The 16,084-nt window shown below is 49.7% G+C and carries 20 protein-coding genes; 13 read left to right on the top strand and 7 right to left on the bottom strand.

What is annotated here, in order from left to right:
• Positions 1–38: 38 nt before the first annotated feature.
• Complete coding sequence (locus LZ24_RS10735; RefSeq protein WP_144685303.1) at positions 39–1,685, top strand: CTP synthase; 1,647 nt, start codon at positions 39–41, stop codon at positions 1,683–1,685.
• Between the two features lie 81 nt (positions 1,686–1,766).
• Here the strand turns inward: LZ24_RS10735 and LZ24_RS10740 are convergent, their stop codons facing one another.
• The 3 genes from LZ24_RS10740 to LZ24_RS10750 form a co-directional block, all read right to left on the bottom strand.
• Entirely contained in the window at positions 1,767–1,970 is a 204-nt protein-coding gene (locus LZ24_RS10740) for a cold-shock protein (protein ID WP_144685304.1), read from the bottom strand.
• Between the two features lie 206 nt (positions 1,971–2,176).
• The gene (locus tag LZ24_RS10745; RefSeq protein WP_144685305.1) at positions 2,177–2,752 is read right to left on the bottom strand and encodes a hypothetical protein; all 576 of its coding nucleotides are present in this window, start codon (positions 2,750–2,752) and stop codon (positions 2,177–2,179) included.
• Positions 2,753–2,919: 167 nt separating this feature from the next.
• On the bottom strand, positions 2,920–3,105 hold the full coding sequence (locus tag LZ24_RS10750) for a hypothetical protein (protein ID WP_144685306.1): 186 nt from the start codon (positions 3,103–3,105) through the stop codon (positions 2,920–2,922).
• A gap of 964 nt (positions 3,106–4,069) precedes the next feature.
• On the opposite strand from LZ24_RS10750, the gene LZ24_RS10755 reads away from it, so the two are divergent.
• From LZ24_RS10755 to atpE, 12 genes are all read left to right on the top strand, one after another.
• Positions 4,070–4,378, top strand: coding sequence for a PadR family transcriptional regulator (locus LZ24_RS10755; RefSeq protein ID WP_144685307.1), 309 nt, complete (start codon positions 4,070–4,072; stop codon positions 4,376–4,378).
• A gap of 13 nt (positions 4,379–4,391) precedes the next feature.
• Positions 4,392–5,594, top strand: coding sequence for a chromate efflux transporter (gene chrA / locus LZ24_RS10760; protein ID WP_144685308.1), 1,203 nt, complete (start codon positions 4,392–4,394; stop codon positions 5,592–5,594).
• Positions 5,595–5,949: 355 nt separating this feature from the next.
• Entirely contained in the window at positions 5,950–6,297 is a 348-nt protein-coding gene (locus LZ24_RS10765) for a cupin domain-containing protein (protein ID WP_144685309.1), read from the top strand.
• Positions 6,298–6,535: 238 nt separating this feature from the next.
• On the top strand, positions 6,536–7,300 hold the full coding sequence (locus LZ24_RS10770; protein ID WP_144685310.1) for a ComF family protein: 765 nt from the start codon (positions 6,536–6,538) through the stop codon (positions 7,298–7,300).
• Positions 7,301–7,391: 91 nt separating this feature from the next.
• Entirely contained in the window at positions 7,392–8,168 is a 777-nt protein-coding gene (locus LZ24_RS10775) for a carbon-nitrogen family hydrolase (RefSeq protein WP_186443075.1), read from the top strand.
• Positions 8,165–8,914 (top strand): peptidoglycan editing factor PgeF, encoded by a 750-nt coding sequence (pgeF, locus tag LZ24_RS10780; RefSeq protein ID WP_144685312.1) that lies wholly within the window; start codon positions 8,165–8,167, stop codon positions 8,912–8,914. Before LZ24_RS10775 ends, pgeF begins: the two co-directional genes overlap by 4 nt.
• A gap of 305 nt (positions 8,915–9,219) precedes the next feature.
• Positions 9,220–9,537 carry a hypothetical protein gene (locus LZ24_RS10785; protein WP_144685313.1) on the top strand — a complete coding sequence of 106 codons (318 nt, stop codon included), beginning with the start codon at positions 9,220–9,222 and terminating at the stop codon, positions 9,535–9,537.
• Positions 9,527–10,579 (top strand): selenide, water dikinase SelD, encoded by a 1,053-nt coding sequence (gene selD, locus LZ24_RS10790; protein ID WP_144685314.1) that lies wholly within the window; start codon positions 9,527–9,529, stop codon positions 10,577–10,579. Before LZ24_RS10785 ends, selD begins: the two co-directional genes overlap by 11 nt.
• A 120-nt stretch (positions 10,580–10,699) precedes the next feature.
• Positions 10,700–10,918: an AtpZ/AtpI family protein gene (locus tag LZ24_RS10795; protein ID WP_144685315.1), complete on the top strand. Its 219-nt coding sequence runs from the start codon at positions 10,700–10,702 to the stop codon at positions 10,916–10,918.
• Positions 10,918–11,307, top strand: a complete 390-nt coding sequence (locus LZ24_RS10800; protein WP_144685316.1) for an ATP synthase subunit I — start codon at positions 10,918–10,920, stop codon at positions 11,305–11,307. The genes LZ24_RS10795 and LZ24_RS10800 overlap by 1 nt, the downstream gene beginning before the upstream one ends.
• Position 11,308: 1 nt before the next feature.
• Positions 11,309–11,998, top strand: coding sequence for a F0F1 ATP synthase subunit A (atpB, locus tag LZ24_RS10805; RefSeq protein ID WP_144685317.1), 690 nt, complete (start codon positions 11,309–11,311; stop codon positions 11,996–11,998).
• A gap of 146 nt (positions 11,999–12,144) precedes the next feature.
• Positions 12,145–12,429: an ATP synthase F0 subunit C gene (gene atpE / locus LZ24_RS10810; RefSeq protein ID WP_139448964.1), complete on the top strand. Its 285-nt coding sequence runs from the start codon at positions 12,145–12,147 to the stop codon at positions 12,427–12,429.
• Positions 12,430–12,492: 63 nt separating this feature from the next.
• Here the strand turns inward: atpE and LZ24_RS10815 are convergent, their stop codons facing one another.
• The 4 genes from LZ24_RS10815 to LZ24_RS10835 form a co-directional block, all read right to left on the bottom strand.
• Complete coding sequence (locus tag LZ24_RS10815; protein ID WP_144685318.1) at positions 12,493–13,785, bottom strand: DNA-methyltransferase; 1,293 nt, start codon at positions 13,783–13,785, stop codon at positions 12,493–12,495.
• Complete coding sequence (locus LZ24_RS10820) at positions 13,775–14,407, bottom strand: ApaLI family restriction endonuclease (protein ID WP_144685319.1); 633 nt, start codon at positions 14,405–14,407, stop codon at positions 13,775–13,777. The genes LZ24_RS10815 and LZ24_RS10820 overlap by 11 nt, the downstream gene beginning before the upstream one ends.
• A gap of 90 nt (positions 14,408–14,497) precedes the next feature.
• On the bottom strand, positions 14,498–15,112 hold the full coding sequence (locus tag LZ24_RS10825; protein ID WP_144685320.1) for a hypothetical protein: 615 nt from the start codon (positions 15,110–15,112) through the stop codon (positions 14,498–14,500).
• Between the two features lie 185 nt (positions 15,113–15,297).
• Positions 15,298–15,786: a hypothetical protein gene (locus tag LZ24_RS10835; protein WP_144685321.1), complete on the bottom strand. Its 489-nt coding sequence runs from the start codon at positions 15,784–15,786 to the stop codon at positions 15,298–15,300.
• Positions 15,787–16,084 lie beyond the last annotated feature (298 nt).

Below are 16,084 nucleotides of genomic sequence, written 5' to 3' on the forward strand. Positions count from 1 at the left end.
CTGTATTTTTTTAAAACCTTATGAATTCTGGGAATATTATGAGCAATCATACTACAAAGTATATTTTTGTTACGGGCGGTGTTGTTTCTTCACTGGGGAAGGGGCTGGCATCGGCATCCATAGGAGCACTTCTGGAAAGCCGGGGCCTGCGGGTCACCATACAGAAGCTGGATCCCTATATCAACGTAGACCCCGGAACCATGAGTCCTTTTCAGCATGGAGAGGTTTTTGTAACAGATGACGGGGCAGAAACGGATCTGGATCTTGGGCATTATGAGCGTTTTATTTCCGTGCGCATGAACCGGTTCAGCAATTTTACCACAGGTAAAATTTACAATGCCGTTATACAGAAAGAGCGGCGGGGGGAGTATCTGGGAGGTACGGTGCAGGTGATTCCCCATATCACCGACGAGATCAAGGAGAGTATCCGCCGCATTGGAAGGGATGCGGATGTGGCCATCATAGAAATCGGTGGAACCATAGGGGATATTGAAAGCCTGCCCTTTCTTGAGGCCATCCGTCAGATGCGGGCCGATGAGGGAAAAAACAATGTGCTTTATATCCATCTGACCCTTGTGCCCTATATTGCCACGGCGGGCGAACTGAAAACCAAGCCTACCCAGCACAGTGTCAAGGATCTGCGGGCCATCGGCATACAGCCGGATATCCTTTTGTGCCGGACAGACCGTCTTTTAAGCGAAGATCTGAAGCGTAAGATCGGGCTGTACTGCAATGTGAGTGCGGATTGCGTGATTACGGCCAAGGATGTGGACTGTATTTATGATGTTCCCATCGTTTATCATCATCAGCGGCTGGATGATAAGATATGTGATCTTCTGGGCATCTGGGCAAGGGCGCCCCGTCTGGAATCCTGGGAACGTATTGTGCATGGTTTCCGGAATCCGGAAAGCGATGTCCGTATAAAGATTGTGGGTAAGTATGTGGATCTGGCGGATTCCTATAAAAGCCTCAATGAATCCCTGATGCATGCGGGCATAGCCAACAGTGCAAAGATTATTTTTGATTTTGTGGATTCCGAAACCCTGACCGTTGACAATCTGTCTGAAAAACTGGGTAACGCCGATGGTATTCTTGTTCCCGGTGGTTTTGGCAAACGGGGTGTGGAAGGAAAGATTCTGGCTGCCCGTTATGCAAGGGAAGAAAAAATTCCTTATTTTGGCATATGCCTTGGAATGCAGGTGGCAGTAATCGAGTATGCCAGAAATGCTGCGGGTCTGGAAAAGGCCCACAGTACGGAATTTGTTCCCAATACACCGGATCCTGTTATTCATCTGATTAAAGAATGGATGAATCCCCGCACCGGAGAAATGGAATACAGGGATATCCGTTCGGAGAAGGGCGGAACCATGCGCCTTGGGGCCTACCCCTGTATTCTGAAAGAAGAGAGTATGGCATTTCTGGCCTATGGGAACAGGGATATTTCCGAGCGTCACCGGCACCGTTTTGAATTCAACAATGCTTACCGCAGGACACTGGAGGATGCAGGGCTTGTGTTTTCAGGGGTGTCTCCGGATGGGGATCTTGTGGAGATTGTTGAGCTGGAAGGGCATCCGTGGTTTGTGGGTTGCCAGTTCCATCCGGAATTCAAGTCCAGACCCATGGATGCCCACCCCCTGTTCCGGGATTTCATTGCAGCATCCCTGGCCAATAAACGTTCGGCATGATGGGGGGCTTTTTCCAATAAAAAAGCGATCGTCCCTGAAAATATAACAGGGACGATCGCTGGAATTTTTTAGGATGTTAAATTAACCTAAGGGAACAACCTTGTCAGCAGCCGGGCCTTTTTGACCGTTAACAATGTCAAACTGAACCCGCTGACCTTCCTGAAGCGTTTTGAAACCGCTGGTCTGGATTGCAGAAAAGTGTACGAATACGTCCTGGCCGGAATCCGTAGCAATGAACCCAAAACCTTTTGTCTCATTGAACCATTTTACAGTGCCTTCTGCCAATTTTTTCTCCTTAACGTCTGTGTGTATCTAATGTGGTGCCTGGAATTGGCAGTTTGCTGGATTTGCATACAACCCTTGGATGTTTGCTGCCCATTCTTTTTCCGCCAACAGCATTGCACCTGTTGAATGTAAAAAGTTTAAAGAAATGTATTTGGGCTGTCAATAATTATTTCGCAGTGATTTTGAAAAAAGCGAAGGGTGTTTTTTCAGGTGTCCTCTGTTTCCGGAGGAAGGGATCTGAGATTGTCAATGGGAAGGCCGATCTGTTCCTGCTCCGTCACCGGGATATCCATGGCCTCATGGAGACCTTTTTTAATCTGATCGATGGCTTCGGGCAGATCAATGGTTGTGGAATGATCGGAAAATCTGAAATCAAAGGTAAGGCAGAGGGAGAAAGCCTGTTCCTGTTTTCCCGGCAGAAGGATCTGGAAGTCTGCCTCGCCCTGCAGACCTTCATCCCCCTCTCCGGTGATGCGTGCCTGGATGGGGATGCAGGAAAGGGCTTTGGGCAGGTCGGCTTCCTCGGATATCAGCATGCGCAGGCGCATGAGAATCTGCCGGAAAATATCCGTACGGAAAAGATTTTCCATGGCCTTTTTGTCTATTCCGCACTCCTTGTGCAGGAGTTCCCCGATACGTATGTTCTGGTTCTGAAGACGCAGGTCTTCCTGTCTGGCAAGGGCCAGGCTGACCTGCGCCGGACTGGCCAGGCCGTTTTCAATGAGCAGTTCCCCAAAGCGTGTGGTGAGGGGAATACGCATCATACCTATGTTCAATGCCATTGGATTTCCCTTTGTCTCATGGCCGAACGGACATCATCGGATAGCCATCTGGCTGAAACGGTCCTGCATGGAAAGAGTGCTTACCAAATGAACAGATTCAGGCAGTGGGCATCGTGGGAAAAACAGAAGACTGTTTTTGATGATGGAAAGAGGTCCGGTCTGCCGTATCATGCGGAAACGGGAATGCGTTCTTCCGGATTTCCCTTGCGTCTTCGGATGACGTGGATTGCACTGGAACCTGACTGGGAAGGAGACGCATCGGCTGTTTTTTGTGCCGCTTGAATTTTTTTCCCGTTTTCTTTGATCATTTTTGATAACTGCGCTTCAATACGTGCTTTTTTTGCTTTGTCCATGGTCTTTTGTTTGTATCCGTTATTTTAGATGGAGGAAAACGAGCAGTGATTAAACAGCATGCATTTCTGTGTCTGTCAGGGGGGTAAATAAAAGCCTGCGATAAAAAACAGATTTTCCTGAAGCAGACAATCAAAGACCCTGCAAAGAATGCCTTTGGGTCATGCACTGTAATATTCGTATTCCGGTGCGGGATGGCGTGTCCTTCCGGACACTTTCGTTTGCAGACATGGAGATAAAAGCATAGGTCAGAATCTGCTGAAGAAGAAAATTCCTTAGAGGCCTTATCCCTTTTCTCCGAAGTGTCCACGAAAATATACGTCAATTCAGAAAAAAAACAACTAAAATTTTAGTTGGTTTGTGTGTTTTTTTGCGGTACGCTGTTTTGTTTTAAGTTTTTATTTTTTATGTACTCCCATGTTTTTTATATCTGCGGGTATCAAAGGGCTTTTTGGGTAGCCCCTGAACCATGGCAGATATAACAAAACTCTCCGGAGCTGCAGCCTGCACAGCATCCGGAGAGTTGATTCAGGCCTTCAGACCTGTTCTGTGAGGTGTTGGGAACGGAAATGGTCACCCACAGGCGGGCATCCTAACGTGCAGAGACCCTTCTCTTGAGGGTGGCAGGTTTATCAGTATCAGGAAGGACGACTTTTTTCAGCCGTTTCTTTTTAGAGCGAATATCAGGCGGCGGCCCTTCCGTTCCCATAAGTTTTCACAACAAACCTTTAGAGGCAAATTGAATATGTTCATATACGGTTTGTTTGATACAATAATTTGTATTTTTAAAATTTTGTCAAGCTTTGTATATGGATATTTTATTTTCTGATGACGAAACCGGATCACTCGTTTTTTCCCGCAGGCCTCTCATGTTTTTGATTCTGTACACTTGGCAATACTTGACGGATAAAAATTTTAAATGTATATCGAATTTCGATATCGAGATTCGTAATGATAGGAAAGATAATGAAATTTCAGGATCTGCTTTCAGGCTTTATTCGTTTGCATGTGCTGCATCATGCGGCTCAGCATGAAATATGTGGTCAGTGGATGATGGATGAGCTGGCCCGTCACGGGTACAGACTGAGTCCGGGAACCATGTATCCCATGCTCCATGCCATGGAAAAAAAGGGATACCTTGTGTCCCATCAGGATCAGGAGGGGAAAACCCGGCGCAGGCTGTACCGGATTACAGAAGAGGGCCGGGAAGGGCTTGGAACGGCCATCCGCCAGATGCGTGAGTTTGCCGGAGAAGCCGCAGGAGAAGACTTCTGAAATGGAGGGGGAAATGCAGGAAAAAAAGAGCGGGGCTTCAGGGGTGGGAGAAGTGCTGAAGGCCTTTGGTGTGCTGGGAATCACTTCCTTTGGCGGTCCCATTGCCCATTTGAGCTACTTCCGCAATGAGTTTGTGGACCGGAGAAAATGGCTCAGTGATAAGGATTATGCGGATCTTGTGGCCGTCTGTCAGTTTCTGCCCGGTCCTGCCAGCAGTCAGGTGGGGTTTGGGCTGGGATTGATGCGTGCGGGATTCATGGGCGGTTTTGCCGCATGGCTGGCCTTTACCCTGCCTTCGGCCCTGCTTCTTATTCTCTTTGCCATGGGCGGGGTGTTTCTGGAAGGCCCTGTGGGCACGGGTCTGATTACGGGACTTAAGATTGTGGCTGTGGCCATTGTGGCCCATGCGGTCTGGGGGATGGCCCGAACCCTGTGTCCGGACAGGGAAAGGGCATCCATTGCCCTTGGAGCTGTGGTTCTGGTTATTGCCATGGGAGGTGCTGCGGGTCAGGTTCTGGCCATAGCGGCCGGAGCTCTGGCAGGTTTGTGGCTGTGCAGGGGAGAAGGTGAGGCTTCTCCGGGGTATCTTCAGGTACCCGTATCCCGGGCAGGGGGGCTGTTTTGTCTGGTGCTTTTTGTCCTGCTGCTGGCAGGGCTGCCAGTGGCGGCACAGTTCTGGCCCGCACACGGGCTTCTTTTTGTGGATGCCTTTTACAGGGCAGGAGCCCTTGTTTTTGGCGGAGGGCATGTGGTGCTGCCCCTTCTGGAGGCAGAGGTGGTGCAGTCCGGCTGGGTGAGTCCGGATGTCTTTCTGGCCGGGTATGGCGCTGCTCAGGCGGTTCCCGGTCCTTTGTTTACCTTTGCCGCCTATCTGGGTATGATGGGCAGTGGGGATCTGCCTGCTCTGCTGGGTGCAGGTCTGGCCCTTGTCTGTATTTTTGTGCCGGGTATTCTTCTGCTGCTGGCGATTCTGCCCTTCTGGAATGACTTTCGCCAGATGGCTGTGGCCCGGTCTTTGATGCAGGGTGCCAATGCTGCCGTGGTGGGTATTCTGGGGGCTGCCCTGTACCATCCCGTATGGACCAGTGCCATACTGGGGCCCCATGAGTTTGCCCTGGCCCTTGCAGCCTTTGTTTTTCTTTCCGTATGGAAGCTCCCTTCCTGGCTGGTGGTGCTGATGACGGCTCTGGGAGGTCTTCTGCTCTCTGTTATCTGACAGTCTTGTTTTATTCTGATTACTACCCTGACTCAGCCACAGCCTGCAGGTCAGATTGTTGTCAGGTCAATGGTCCGGGTTTTAATACGGGCAGGCGCAAGGCCTGCCCCTGCGAATAAACTTTACGCCCCCTGTTTTGTAGGGGTACCTTTACGGGTGCTAAGCCAACAATCGTAAAATCTGGTCATGTAATTTTCATTTCTTAAAGTTCATATGGCTGAAAGACAGTGGTAATCAGATGTTTTATTGATCTGCATCAAAGACATGGACTGGGGATAAGTATAGGGTGGCATCGGGCAGGAGGAAAGTCCCCTGCGTTTTTTTGTCGGTTGTCAATTTCACAAGGAGGTTTGCCATGGAAAAAGAGACCCTGATCAAAAATATTGCCTTTTCAGAAGCCCTTCCCCTTGCTTCTCTGGTGGACTATGAGGAAGGCCGTGTGGTCAGCCGGACCCTTGCCCAGAAAAAGGGCGTTGGCATGACGCTTTTTGCCTTTGCCAAGGGAGAGGGGATCAGCGCCCATGCTTCCACGGGTGATGCCTTTGTTTATATTCTGGATGGAGACCACGCTGTGATCACCATTGATGAAAAGGTTCTGACCCTTAAAGCCGGAGAGAGTGTGGTGATGCCCGCAGGCATCCCCCATGCGCTGGATGCGGAAGAACCTTTTAAGATGCTGCTGGTTGTGGTGAAACCGGAGTAATTTCAAATGAAAAATCTGATTACTACCCTGACTCAGCCACAGCCTGCTGGTCCGGTTGTTGTAGGCCCATGGTGCGGGCTTTAATACGGGCAGGCGCAAGGCCTGCCCCTACGAATGTTTTTTACGGCCCTGTTTTGTGTAGGGGCACCCTTTACGGGTGCCCGCGAACATGCTTAAAATCTGGTCATATAATTTCCATGATTAAGGTTCGTATGGCTGAAAGACAGTGGTAATCAGAATGAAAAATGCCGTTTTCCCATGGTCCCGGCTTCTGGGCCGGGGCCTTCTTCCCCATGCCTGCAGGCTTTGCAGGGAACCCCTGGACTGGCCCGACGGGGGGGCAGAAAAATCCTGTCTTACCCCCTTTTTCTGTCCTCCCTGTGCAAAGGATCTTCCTCCCCTTGTCCAGCCATTCTGCAGGATCTGCGGTCTTCCCTTTGAAACGGGTGAAGGAGAACATGCCTGCGGTCACTGCCTTGCCCATCCCCCGGCCTTTGAAATGGCCAGAGCCGCCTGTCATTTTGAAGGCAATCTCATGGATATCATCCATCGCTTCAAGTATCAGGGACGTACGGATCTGGCAGCTCCCCTGGGCCGCATGATGGCCATGACCTTTGACCGGTACTTCAGTGTCATCCCCCATCGTATCCTGCCCGTTCCCATGACAGATAAAGGCTTGCGGAAGCGGGGATTCAATCAGGCCATACTTCTGGCAAAGGCCTTTATGGATGCCATGGGCTGGAAACCCGGAGCAGGGCCTGTGCTGGATACGAAAAGCCTTGTGCGTCTGCGCCATGATGCCTCACAGACCGGTCTGGGCAGGGCCGGAAGGCGGGCCAATGTCAGGGGCGCTTTTGGCGTAAGGGCTTCCATGGGGGGTGAGAATGTAGTACTGGTGGACGATGTGTTCACTACGGGTGCCACGGTCAATGCCTGCACCCGTGAACTGCTGAAGGCCGGGGTCCGCTCTGTGGCGGTGCTCACTGCAGGCCACCGGCCCTGAGTCTGTTATTGATCGGCAATCCACTGGTAATGCCTGAGATGGGATGCTGCCCCCATGGGTCAGCACCGTTTTTATATCCAAGGAGATCTTCATGGAAAAGATTGCTGCCAGTGTTTTTCAGTTTGATGTAATCAGGGGAGGGGTGGCTGAAAACCGGGCCCTTGTCATGGAGGCGCTGGAGCATTGTCCCTCCGGGCTTGTGGTGCTGCCGGAAATGTGGTCCTGTGGGTTCGACTATAAACACCTTGATACCCACGCCCTTGGAACGGAAGAAATCCTTAAGGACCTTTCGGACATGGCCCGCCGCCGCAGCCTTGTCATTGTGGGCAGTCTGCCCGTGTCTGAGGGGGGAAGTATTTACAATGTGGCCCATGTCATGGATGCCGATGGTCGTCTGGCTGGCAGCTACAGCAAAACCCATCTCTTCACGGCCGGAGGCGAGGGCAGGGGCTTTGCTGCCGGAAGCTCTGCCGGTGTTTTTGAAACCATGGCAGGCCCCGTGGGGGTGATGATCTGCTATGATCTGCGTTTTCCTGAGCTTTCCAGAACCCTTATGGATAAAGGGGCCCGTATTCTGGCCGTTCCTGCCCAGTGGCCCGCTGTCCGGAGAACCCACTGGCAGACCCTCGCCCGTGCCAGAGCCATAGAAAATCAGCTTTTTGTGGTGGCAGCCAACCGCTGCGGAGAGGACGGCGAGCTTCGCTATCCGGGCAGTTCCCTCATTGTATCTCCCACGGATCAGGTTCTTGTGGATATGGGAGAAGGACCGGGCCTTGCCACGGCAGAGCTGGATTTTTCCCTCATGGATGACTACAGGAAGGCCATACCCTGCCTGAGGGAGCGCAGGCCGGAGGTCTATGCCCTATGATCCGGCCCCATGGTATTGAACTTCTCCGGCTGCCGGGTGTGGTCCATGGTTTTTTTGACCGCAGCGGCGGTGTCAGTCTACCCCCTGCCGACAGTCTTAACCTTGCCCATGGAGAGGACGGGGAAGAAGCAGTGGCGGAAAACCGGCGGCGGGTGCTGGCTTTCTTTGGTGGTGATATGGATCTTGTTACCCTGCGGCAGGTGCATGGAAAAGGGGTGGTCTGCGTTGAGGCAGGTGATGGGCGGAAGGACGGTCTTGCCGATGCCCTCGCACCGGAAGCCGATGCCCTGTGCACGGATATTCCGGGTAAGCTCCTCATGATTCTCACGGCAGACTGTCAGGCCATTCTTTTTTCAGACCCTTTTAAAAAGGTGGTGGCTGCCGCCCATGCCGGATGGCGGGGGAGTGTGCAGAATATTGTGGCGGCAACAGTGGATACCATGGTTAAGCGGTATGGGTGCAGGCCGGAGGATATCCGTGCGGGTATCGGGCCATCCCTCGGGCCTTGCTGTGCGGAGTTTATTCACTGGAAAAATGAACTGCCTTCTGCCTTTGCCTCCTTTCGCAGGGAGGGGGATCTTTTTGATTTCTGGGCCATTACAAAAAAGCAGTTGACGGATGCCGGGCTGAAGCCGGATCATATCGCCAGTCTGAATGCCTGCACCCGCTGTGACATGCGCTGGTTTTCCTTTCGCAGGGAAAAAAATACGGGACGCCTCGGCGCTGTGATCGGGCTTTTGCCTTAGAATAAAGATCGTGGAATAAACAGATCTGTCCATATAAAATGTAATCTGATTACTACCCTGACTCAGCCACAGCTTGCTGGTCCAGTTTTTGTCAGGCCCATGGTGCGAGCTTTAATACGGGCAGGCGCAAGGCCTGCCCCTACGAATGGGTTTTATGTCCCCTGTTTTGTAGGGGCACCCTTTACGGGTGCCCGCTGACAAGCGTACAGTCTGGTTATGTAATTCCCATGGCCTTAATTTTCGTAGGGTTGAAAGATAGTGGTAGTCAGAATGAATAATGATTTCATTTCCAGGGGAAAGGCGTGATGACCATAAAAAACCACAGAAAAAGACTGGAAGATCTTTTTTTCCGTCTGCATTATCTTGGAAAAAACTGGCGTCAGATTCTCCATCTGGCATTGGGAACCGCCCATTTTGGGGTGAATAACCAGAATTTTTCAGCAGATCATTCCCTGTTCCGGGTGAAGGGCCTTAAAAAAATTACGGGCCTTCCCGGACGTATCCGGATGATGCGGGCAAGGGCCTTCATGGGGTTTATTCCCCTGAAGGATGCCGTGCGGATTTTCCCCGGATATGCAAAACGGCACGGCTATGGGGAAAAAGGAAAAAATCATGAATCATGAAATCTACAGACCGGCACTTACGGAAAAGGTAAAGGCTGCGGGCTGAGCGGCCAAGCTGGCTCCAGGGGTTCTGGAGCGTGTGATGAAAAGCCTGCATCCCCATTGTCCGCCGGAGGTGATGGCCGGAACAAGGCACAGTGAAGATGCCGGGGTGTACCGGCTTTCCGATGAAATGGCACTGGTGCAGACCCTCGACTTTCTGACGCCCATGGTGGATGACCCGAAAGATTTCGGCCGCATTGCTGCGGCCAACGCCTTGAGCGATGTCTATGCCATGGGTGGCAAACCCCTTACGGCCATGAACATTGTCTGTTTTCCCGCAGGGGATCTGCCGGAAAGGGTGCTGGAAGAAGTGCTGGCAGGGGGGCTGGAAAAAATTGAGGAGGCCGGGGCCGTACTCCTTGGGGGGCACAGCGTGGAGGATCCTGAGTTCAAATACGGGCTTTCCGTGACAGGGCTTGTGCATCCGAAGCATATGGTGGCCAATGGCGGTGCAAGGCCCGGTGATGTACTGATCCTCACCAAGCCCATAGGTACCGGTGTTCTGACAACGGCCATCAAGGGAAAACTGGCTTCCGAAGAGGCCGCTTCCCTTATGATAAGGTCCATGGCCTGTCTGAATCGTGTGGCCGCAGAAATTTTCTGCCGCTTTTCCGTCCATGCCATGACAGACATTACGGGTTTCGGTCTGGCAGGTCATGGGCTGGAAATGGCAAGGGCCAGCGCATGTACTTTTGAAATTACTGCTGAAGATGTTCCTCTTCTGCCTGAGGTGAAAGACCATGCCGCCATGGGGCTGATTCCCGGTGGGGCTTACCGCAACCTTGAGTTCTGCGGCAGCCAGCTTGTCTTTGCCGAAAGTGTCCCCCGTGTTCTTCGGGATCTTGCTGTGGATCCCCAGACTTCTGGCGGGCTTTTGGCCGCTGTGGATGCGGGTCAGGCCGCATCCTGTGTTCAGGCCCTGAAGGAGGCGGGTCTGGAGGCTGCCGTTATCGGTTCCGTTGGACAGGAGGGAGGATGCGGAGAGGTGTTTTTCCGATGAAAAATGGGGTAAAGGGGAATTTCAGTTTGACCTTTTCCCGGCCCCTGTGTTATCTGAGACAGATTCCGTAGCAGGGGGCCTTTGGGTTTTCCGTGGAATTCAACACTGGCAGGGAGCAGTATGCAGAAGGATGCGGTTAAAATGATGCGGGAGCTGGCAACCTACGGCAGTCTGGGTATGAGTGTGGCCTTTTCCGTATTCATCGGAGTTTTTGCCGGTGTTATGGTGGACAGGTGGCTGGATGTTCAGCCCTTTGGTGTTCTTGCGGGGCTCTCTTTGGGTATTGCAGCGGCGTTCAGGCATATTCTCTGGATGATCCGCAGGGTGGGGAGAACCTGATGGGTATTGAGGAACGCCTTGTTCATTTTGTAGTACGGGGTAACTGGGTGGTTCTGGCTCTATTTTGCAGTGCCGCTCTGTGGGTTGAAGATCCGGCCTTTTTCAGGGGGGTTCTTTTCGGGGGGCTGATCGTTACGATCAATTTTCATATGCTGGGCAGAACCCTGAAAAACTCTTTCAAGCCACCCCATCTGGCGGCAGTTCACAGCATCATAGCGAAGTATTACCTTCGCTTTATTATCAGCGGAATTATTATTTCCATTTTGATTTTCGGGCGTTTTGTGGCGCCTGTAGGTTTGGTTCTGGGTCTTTCGGTCGTTGTGGTCACCCTGTTCTGTGCGGCGATCGTGGCATTGATGAAAATTCTCTCCAGTAAGGAGGCGGCGTAACGTGGAGCATCCCTTTCTTATTTTCGGCTGGATTCTTGAAAAGATAGGGCTGGGACATTTTGCCCATGCCTATCCCCATGTTGTTTACTCATGGGTCGTGATGGCCATGCTCATTGGCATCGGTTTTCTGGCTACCCGTACCATCACCATGATTCCCGGAAAACTGCAGAACTTTTTCGAACTGCTGATTTCCAGTATCGAAGACTTCATGGTGGAAAACACCGGTGAAGAAGGTCGCTGGTTCTTTCCCATTGTGGGCACGATTTTTATCTATATTTTCGTGAGCAACCTTGTGGGACTGGTGCCGGGTTTCTTTCCGCCCACGGCCAGCCTTAACACCACGGCGTCCTGTGCCCTTGTGGTCTTTTTCATGACCCACTACATTGGGATCAAGTACCATGGGATTCACTACATTCATCATTTTACGGGTCCCGTATGGTGGATGATTCCCATTATCCTGCCCATTGAGATCATCGGTCATCTGGCCCGTGTGCTTTCCCTCTCCTTCCGTCTTTTCGGTAACATGATGGGGCATGAGCTGGTACTGATCATTCTCTTTGTCCTTGCCGGTGCATTCTTTGCACCCCTGCCCATCATGGCCATGGGGATTTTCGTGGCACTGGTGCAGGCCTTTGTATTCTTCCTGCTGTCTGTGATGTACTTCACAGGTTCCATGGAGCATGCCCACTGATAAGGCTTTCCCCATGACCGGATGACAGATGGTTTCCGGTCATGGTTATTCACGCGATGAACAGGCAATACTTGGGGGCCTGTTTTTTCGATACTATCCAATTACTGTTTTTTGGGGTTATTGAAAGAAGTCAAGGAGGATTTACAATGGAAGCAAGTGCACTGCAGTTTTTTATCGCCTGTGTTACCGCCGCTGGTTTTGGTCTGGCCATTGCCGCATCTTTCTGTGGTCTGGCTCAGGGCATCGGCCTCAAAGCCGCCGTTGAAGGCGTTGCCCGGAATCCCGAATCTTCCGGTAAGGTAACCGTTACCATGCTGATCGGTCTTGCCATGATCGAATCCCTGTGTATTTATGCACTGGTTGTATCTCTGATTCTGATCTACGCCCACCCCCAGGCCGAAGTTATTGCTTCTCTGCTGGGTGCGAAGTAGGCATAAGTTTGTAAGCTAAGCCCCTAAGGGCCGCTTGAAAAATCAGAAAAGGACCGTTTTTCCTTAAAGGAGAGACGGTCCTTTTTTTAATTGAACAGCCCGCTGGATAATCAGCTCGGCAGCGGTGTTGCCGTGGACAGCAAAATGTTGTTTGTTCTGTACCTTGGCTGTTAGCTTTTCGACAAGGCCGGATATCTCCATTGCTGCTGACCCAACAACATAAACTCCCTCTGGAGTATCCTCGGAAAACAAAGCATCATGGTCTGAATGAGTCTTAACCAGAATAGGAAGCTTACAGCTTTTCTTCCTGGCAGCCTTTAGCAAAGAATTTGCCGCTTCTGAAAGGGACTCATGGCTTCGCTGAACGCGTATCAATACCGGACCTCCATCGAATGTTTGCTTCAAAATAGCATCGATTCCTTTGTTTCGATGCACTGGATTGAGATCCAACCCTTCAAGTAAGACCATCGCATTCTTATCGGCAGTTCGATACGAATCCCGCCCCTTTTCTAATAAATTCGACTTGCTTCTAATAGGACTTTCAATCCGGCTTTGAGCCAATTCAATTGCCTCCTGCGATACATCAATGCCTAGACCGTCTCTCTTCATTAAGTGGGCGGCAACAAGAGTCGTTCCACTTCCACAGAAAGGATCCAGGACAAAATCGCCGGGGTCCGTTGATATTTCTATTATGCGTTCCAGCAGCAAGATAGGCTTCTGAGTTGGGTAGCCAACACGCTCTTTAGCTTTAGGATTCAAGTACGGTATTTCCCACACATCTGACAATGGCACTCCAACCTTATCATCATCGAGAACCACTTCCCCATTTTCATCTCTTTGATAAATGGACTTTCCATGAGCATCGCGTGATCTTCTTTGTAATATTTGATCGATATTAGTCGATTCTGAGTACCCATTAAAAATCCTGTTAAATTTGAAAGAACTTGTCTTTGAGTACCAATAAATATTTTGATGAGAGGGCAAAAGGCCGCTCTTGGAGTTGGACCACCGCTTATAAGACCATATTATTTCTGATCTGAAATTTTCTCTACCGAATAACTCATCTAAAATCGTCCTAATAATATGGTTAGCCGTAGGGTCACAGTGAACAAATATACTGCCTTCCTCACTCAAACAGTCTCTACACAATTTGAGCCGTAACGCCATAAACTCCGCATACTTCTTATGACACCCCCATAGGTCGTCAAAAACAAACTCCTGACTTCTATCACGATTCCGTAACCTGTGCCTTTTCTCTGTAAAAAAAGGCGGGTCCAGATAAACCATATCTACCGAACCGGGCTCGACGCTTTTCAGGATATCAGAGCAATCGCCGACCTGTAGCTTAATTGCCATTTTTTGCCTTGTTCTCTCTAGCTATTGTGTTGAGGATTTGAAAAAGGTCGATATTGGTACGATCCCTGACATAATTCCAAGCATTGTCGCCGTAATGATATTCACCTCCAATACCGCTGTAGAGAGTTTCTAGTGTTTGTTGTATACGCTGAGCTTGCGCTCGGTTTGGGTAATAAAACATCACGCGAATGGGCTTATAGCCTGCATCGGATATAACCTTTATTCTTGTGTGCTCCTTTGTGATGTGATCACCATCAGTAGTGGCATCTCTCCATTTTATCTCAATTGCATTAATTCCCTCCAGGCAGTCAATTTCAAATGTTTTTGGTCTTAGCCCCTCAGTATTCAGGATTTTTAATGACCCAGAGCCAGGAAATGTTCGCAGAAAACACACTTTGGTAGCCTCTTCCAAAAATGATCCAGCGTATTTGTACAGGAAACGGCCCTTATTCTGGTAACTATCGATCAAGCGCCCCTCTTCATCTGTGACACCAAGGACTTGGTAAACCAAGTAATGTGAATGGTCATCGCTCTCCATTTCGTTCATCCGTGCATCTATCTTGCCCTTTAGCGTCTTTGCATATTTATCGGCTAAGGCTCTCAGTTCTTCTTCAATAGTCATATCTACCCTTATATTCATGGAACGGCGCGAAGCGAAGCGTCCGCCCAACGCCGCCATCACGCGCTTGTCGCGTGCATGGCATTGTTATATTCATTCTACGATATCTGGCATTGCCGTTGAGTCAAAGATGATTTTATGCTGCGAAGGGTTTCTTTCGCACAATAGCATGTGCTCCTTATGGTTCTTAGGGCCAACCATCCGAAGCTTCATTTCGGAACCGCACCAAGGGCAATCACAAGTGGTTTTAGTGAGATATGCACCATCCTTTGCACCTGCTTCAAAGTTCATCAACCCAAAGAAGTGAGTAAATTTAAACTTTTTAAGAATAAACGACAGCATAAGCAACGACATGAATAAACCGAAGCCAAGCATAAAGAAATGAGGCTGATAATCCATTTCTGTGAAATAAGGTAGAAACAAACCTACGATACTAGCAATACTCCCCCAGGTTCCCAGCTTTAGAAGTGAAGACCTATTAGCCACCCTACCTTCAGATGACCAAGGTAGGCTGACAAAGTGTCTTTTTAAGTTCAGTATAGCAGGATTTATGCTATTAGAGTTACTGTAATAGTCGCCAACATGAATGGTGCTGCCAGTGATTTCAGATCCAATGGTATTGATACTATTGTCCCCAGATGAAATAGAGTTTTTATCTCGCTCCTTGGTATTACCACAAGAAGAGCAAAAATTATGCTCCTGCTCCATTTTATTACCACACGCCGAACAGTACATTTCAAATTGTTACTCCCTGTGAATATAACGCCGCGTTAAGGGGTGAGCAACGCGACTACCAACTCACCGCATTGCACTAAAAACCAATAAAATCAACGCATAACGAAAATGCCACGCGTTGCGAATCCCTCTTTAACGCTTTGTTAGGTGCGTTCCGATTAATCCAATTTTGGATACTTGTGCAGTACCTCAATAGAGCGAATTTGAGTTGGGTCACAAGTATATTCTGACTCTTCGAGCCAGTCTGCACTATGGCTGTTAGGCGCACTTAAAATCGCTTCAGATGAAACATAAGCACTCAATAAAACACCGCCAGATTCGATAGCATTTAGACCACGAGCAAATTTCTCTGCTACCTGTTTTTTCGGAGTCCAGCAAAAACCGATTAAGCCTTGGTCATAAAGGAATTGGCATTCACCACGATAAAGTTGAAGCTCACCCCCCTCATATTTAGGCAATATGAGCTTTAACCACTTGAGTATCAGTTTATCGTCACTAATATGTCGGCGAATATGCCCACCGTTTACAATCCACAGCATATGCATACTGTAAGCATCAAAGGAAAATTGATCAATATTTTCAACTGCATATTGTATTGCTGATACCCATACTTTATGCGAAATATCGCAGACATACTCTCCACTCATGATAGTGGAGGCTAATTCTTGATAGTTGATACTGAACTCCTTAATTATCCAAAAGCACCTAACATATTATTGTGCGGTTCCGCATAACCACCATTTTTTCACAAAGCCCCCGCTAAAACAAGACCACAAAAAAACACTTTCCTAACCGTATAATCCCGCATGTATCATGCTGGACAGAAAACTATCCATTTCAGTTTTCCAGCCCCTGTAAAAATCCCCCAAAAAAAGCAGTTCCCACAGCATCTGAAAAACGATTCAATTTTGATAGCCCACCCCACCCACGAAGGCAAGTTTTTTC

The organism is Desulfobotulus alkaliphilus (assembly GCF_007830435.1).
In the GTDB taxonomy this organism is placed as follows: Bacteria; Desulfobacterota; Desulfobacteria; order Desulfobacterales; family ASO4-4; genus Desulfobotulus; species Desulfobotulus alkaliphilus.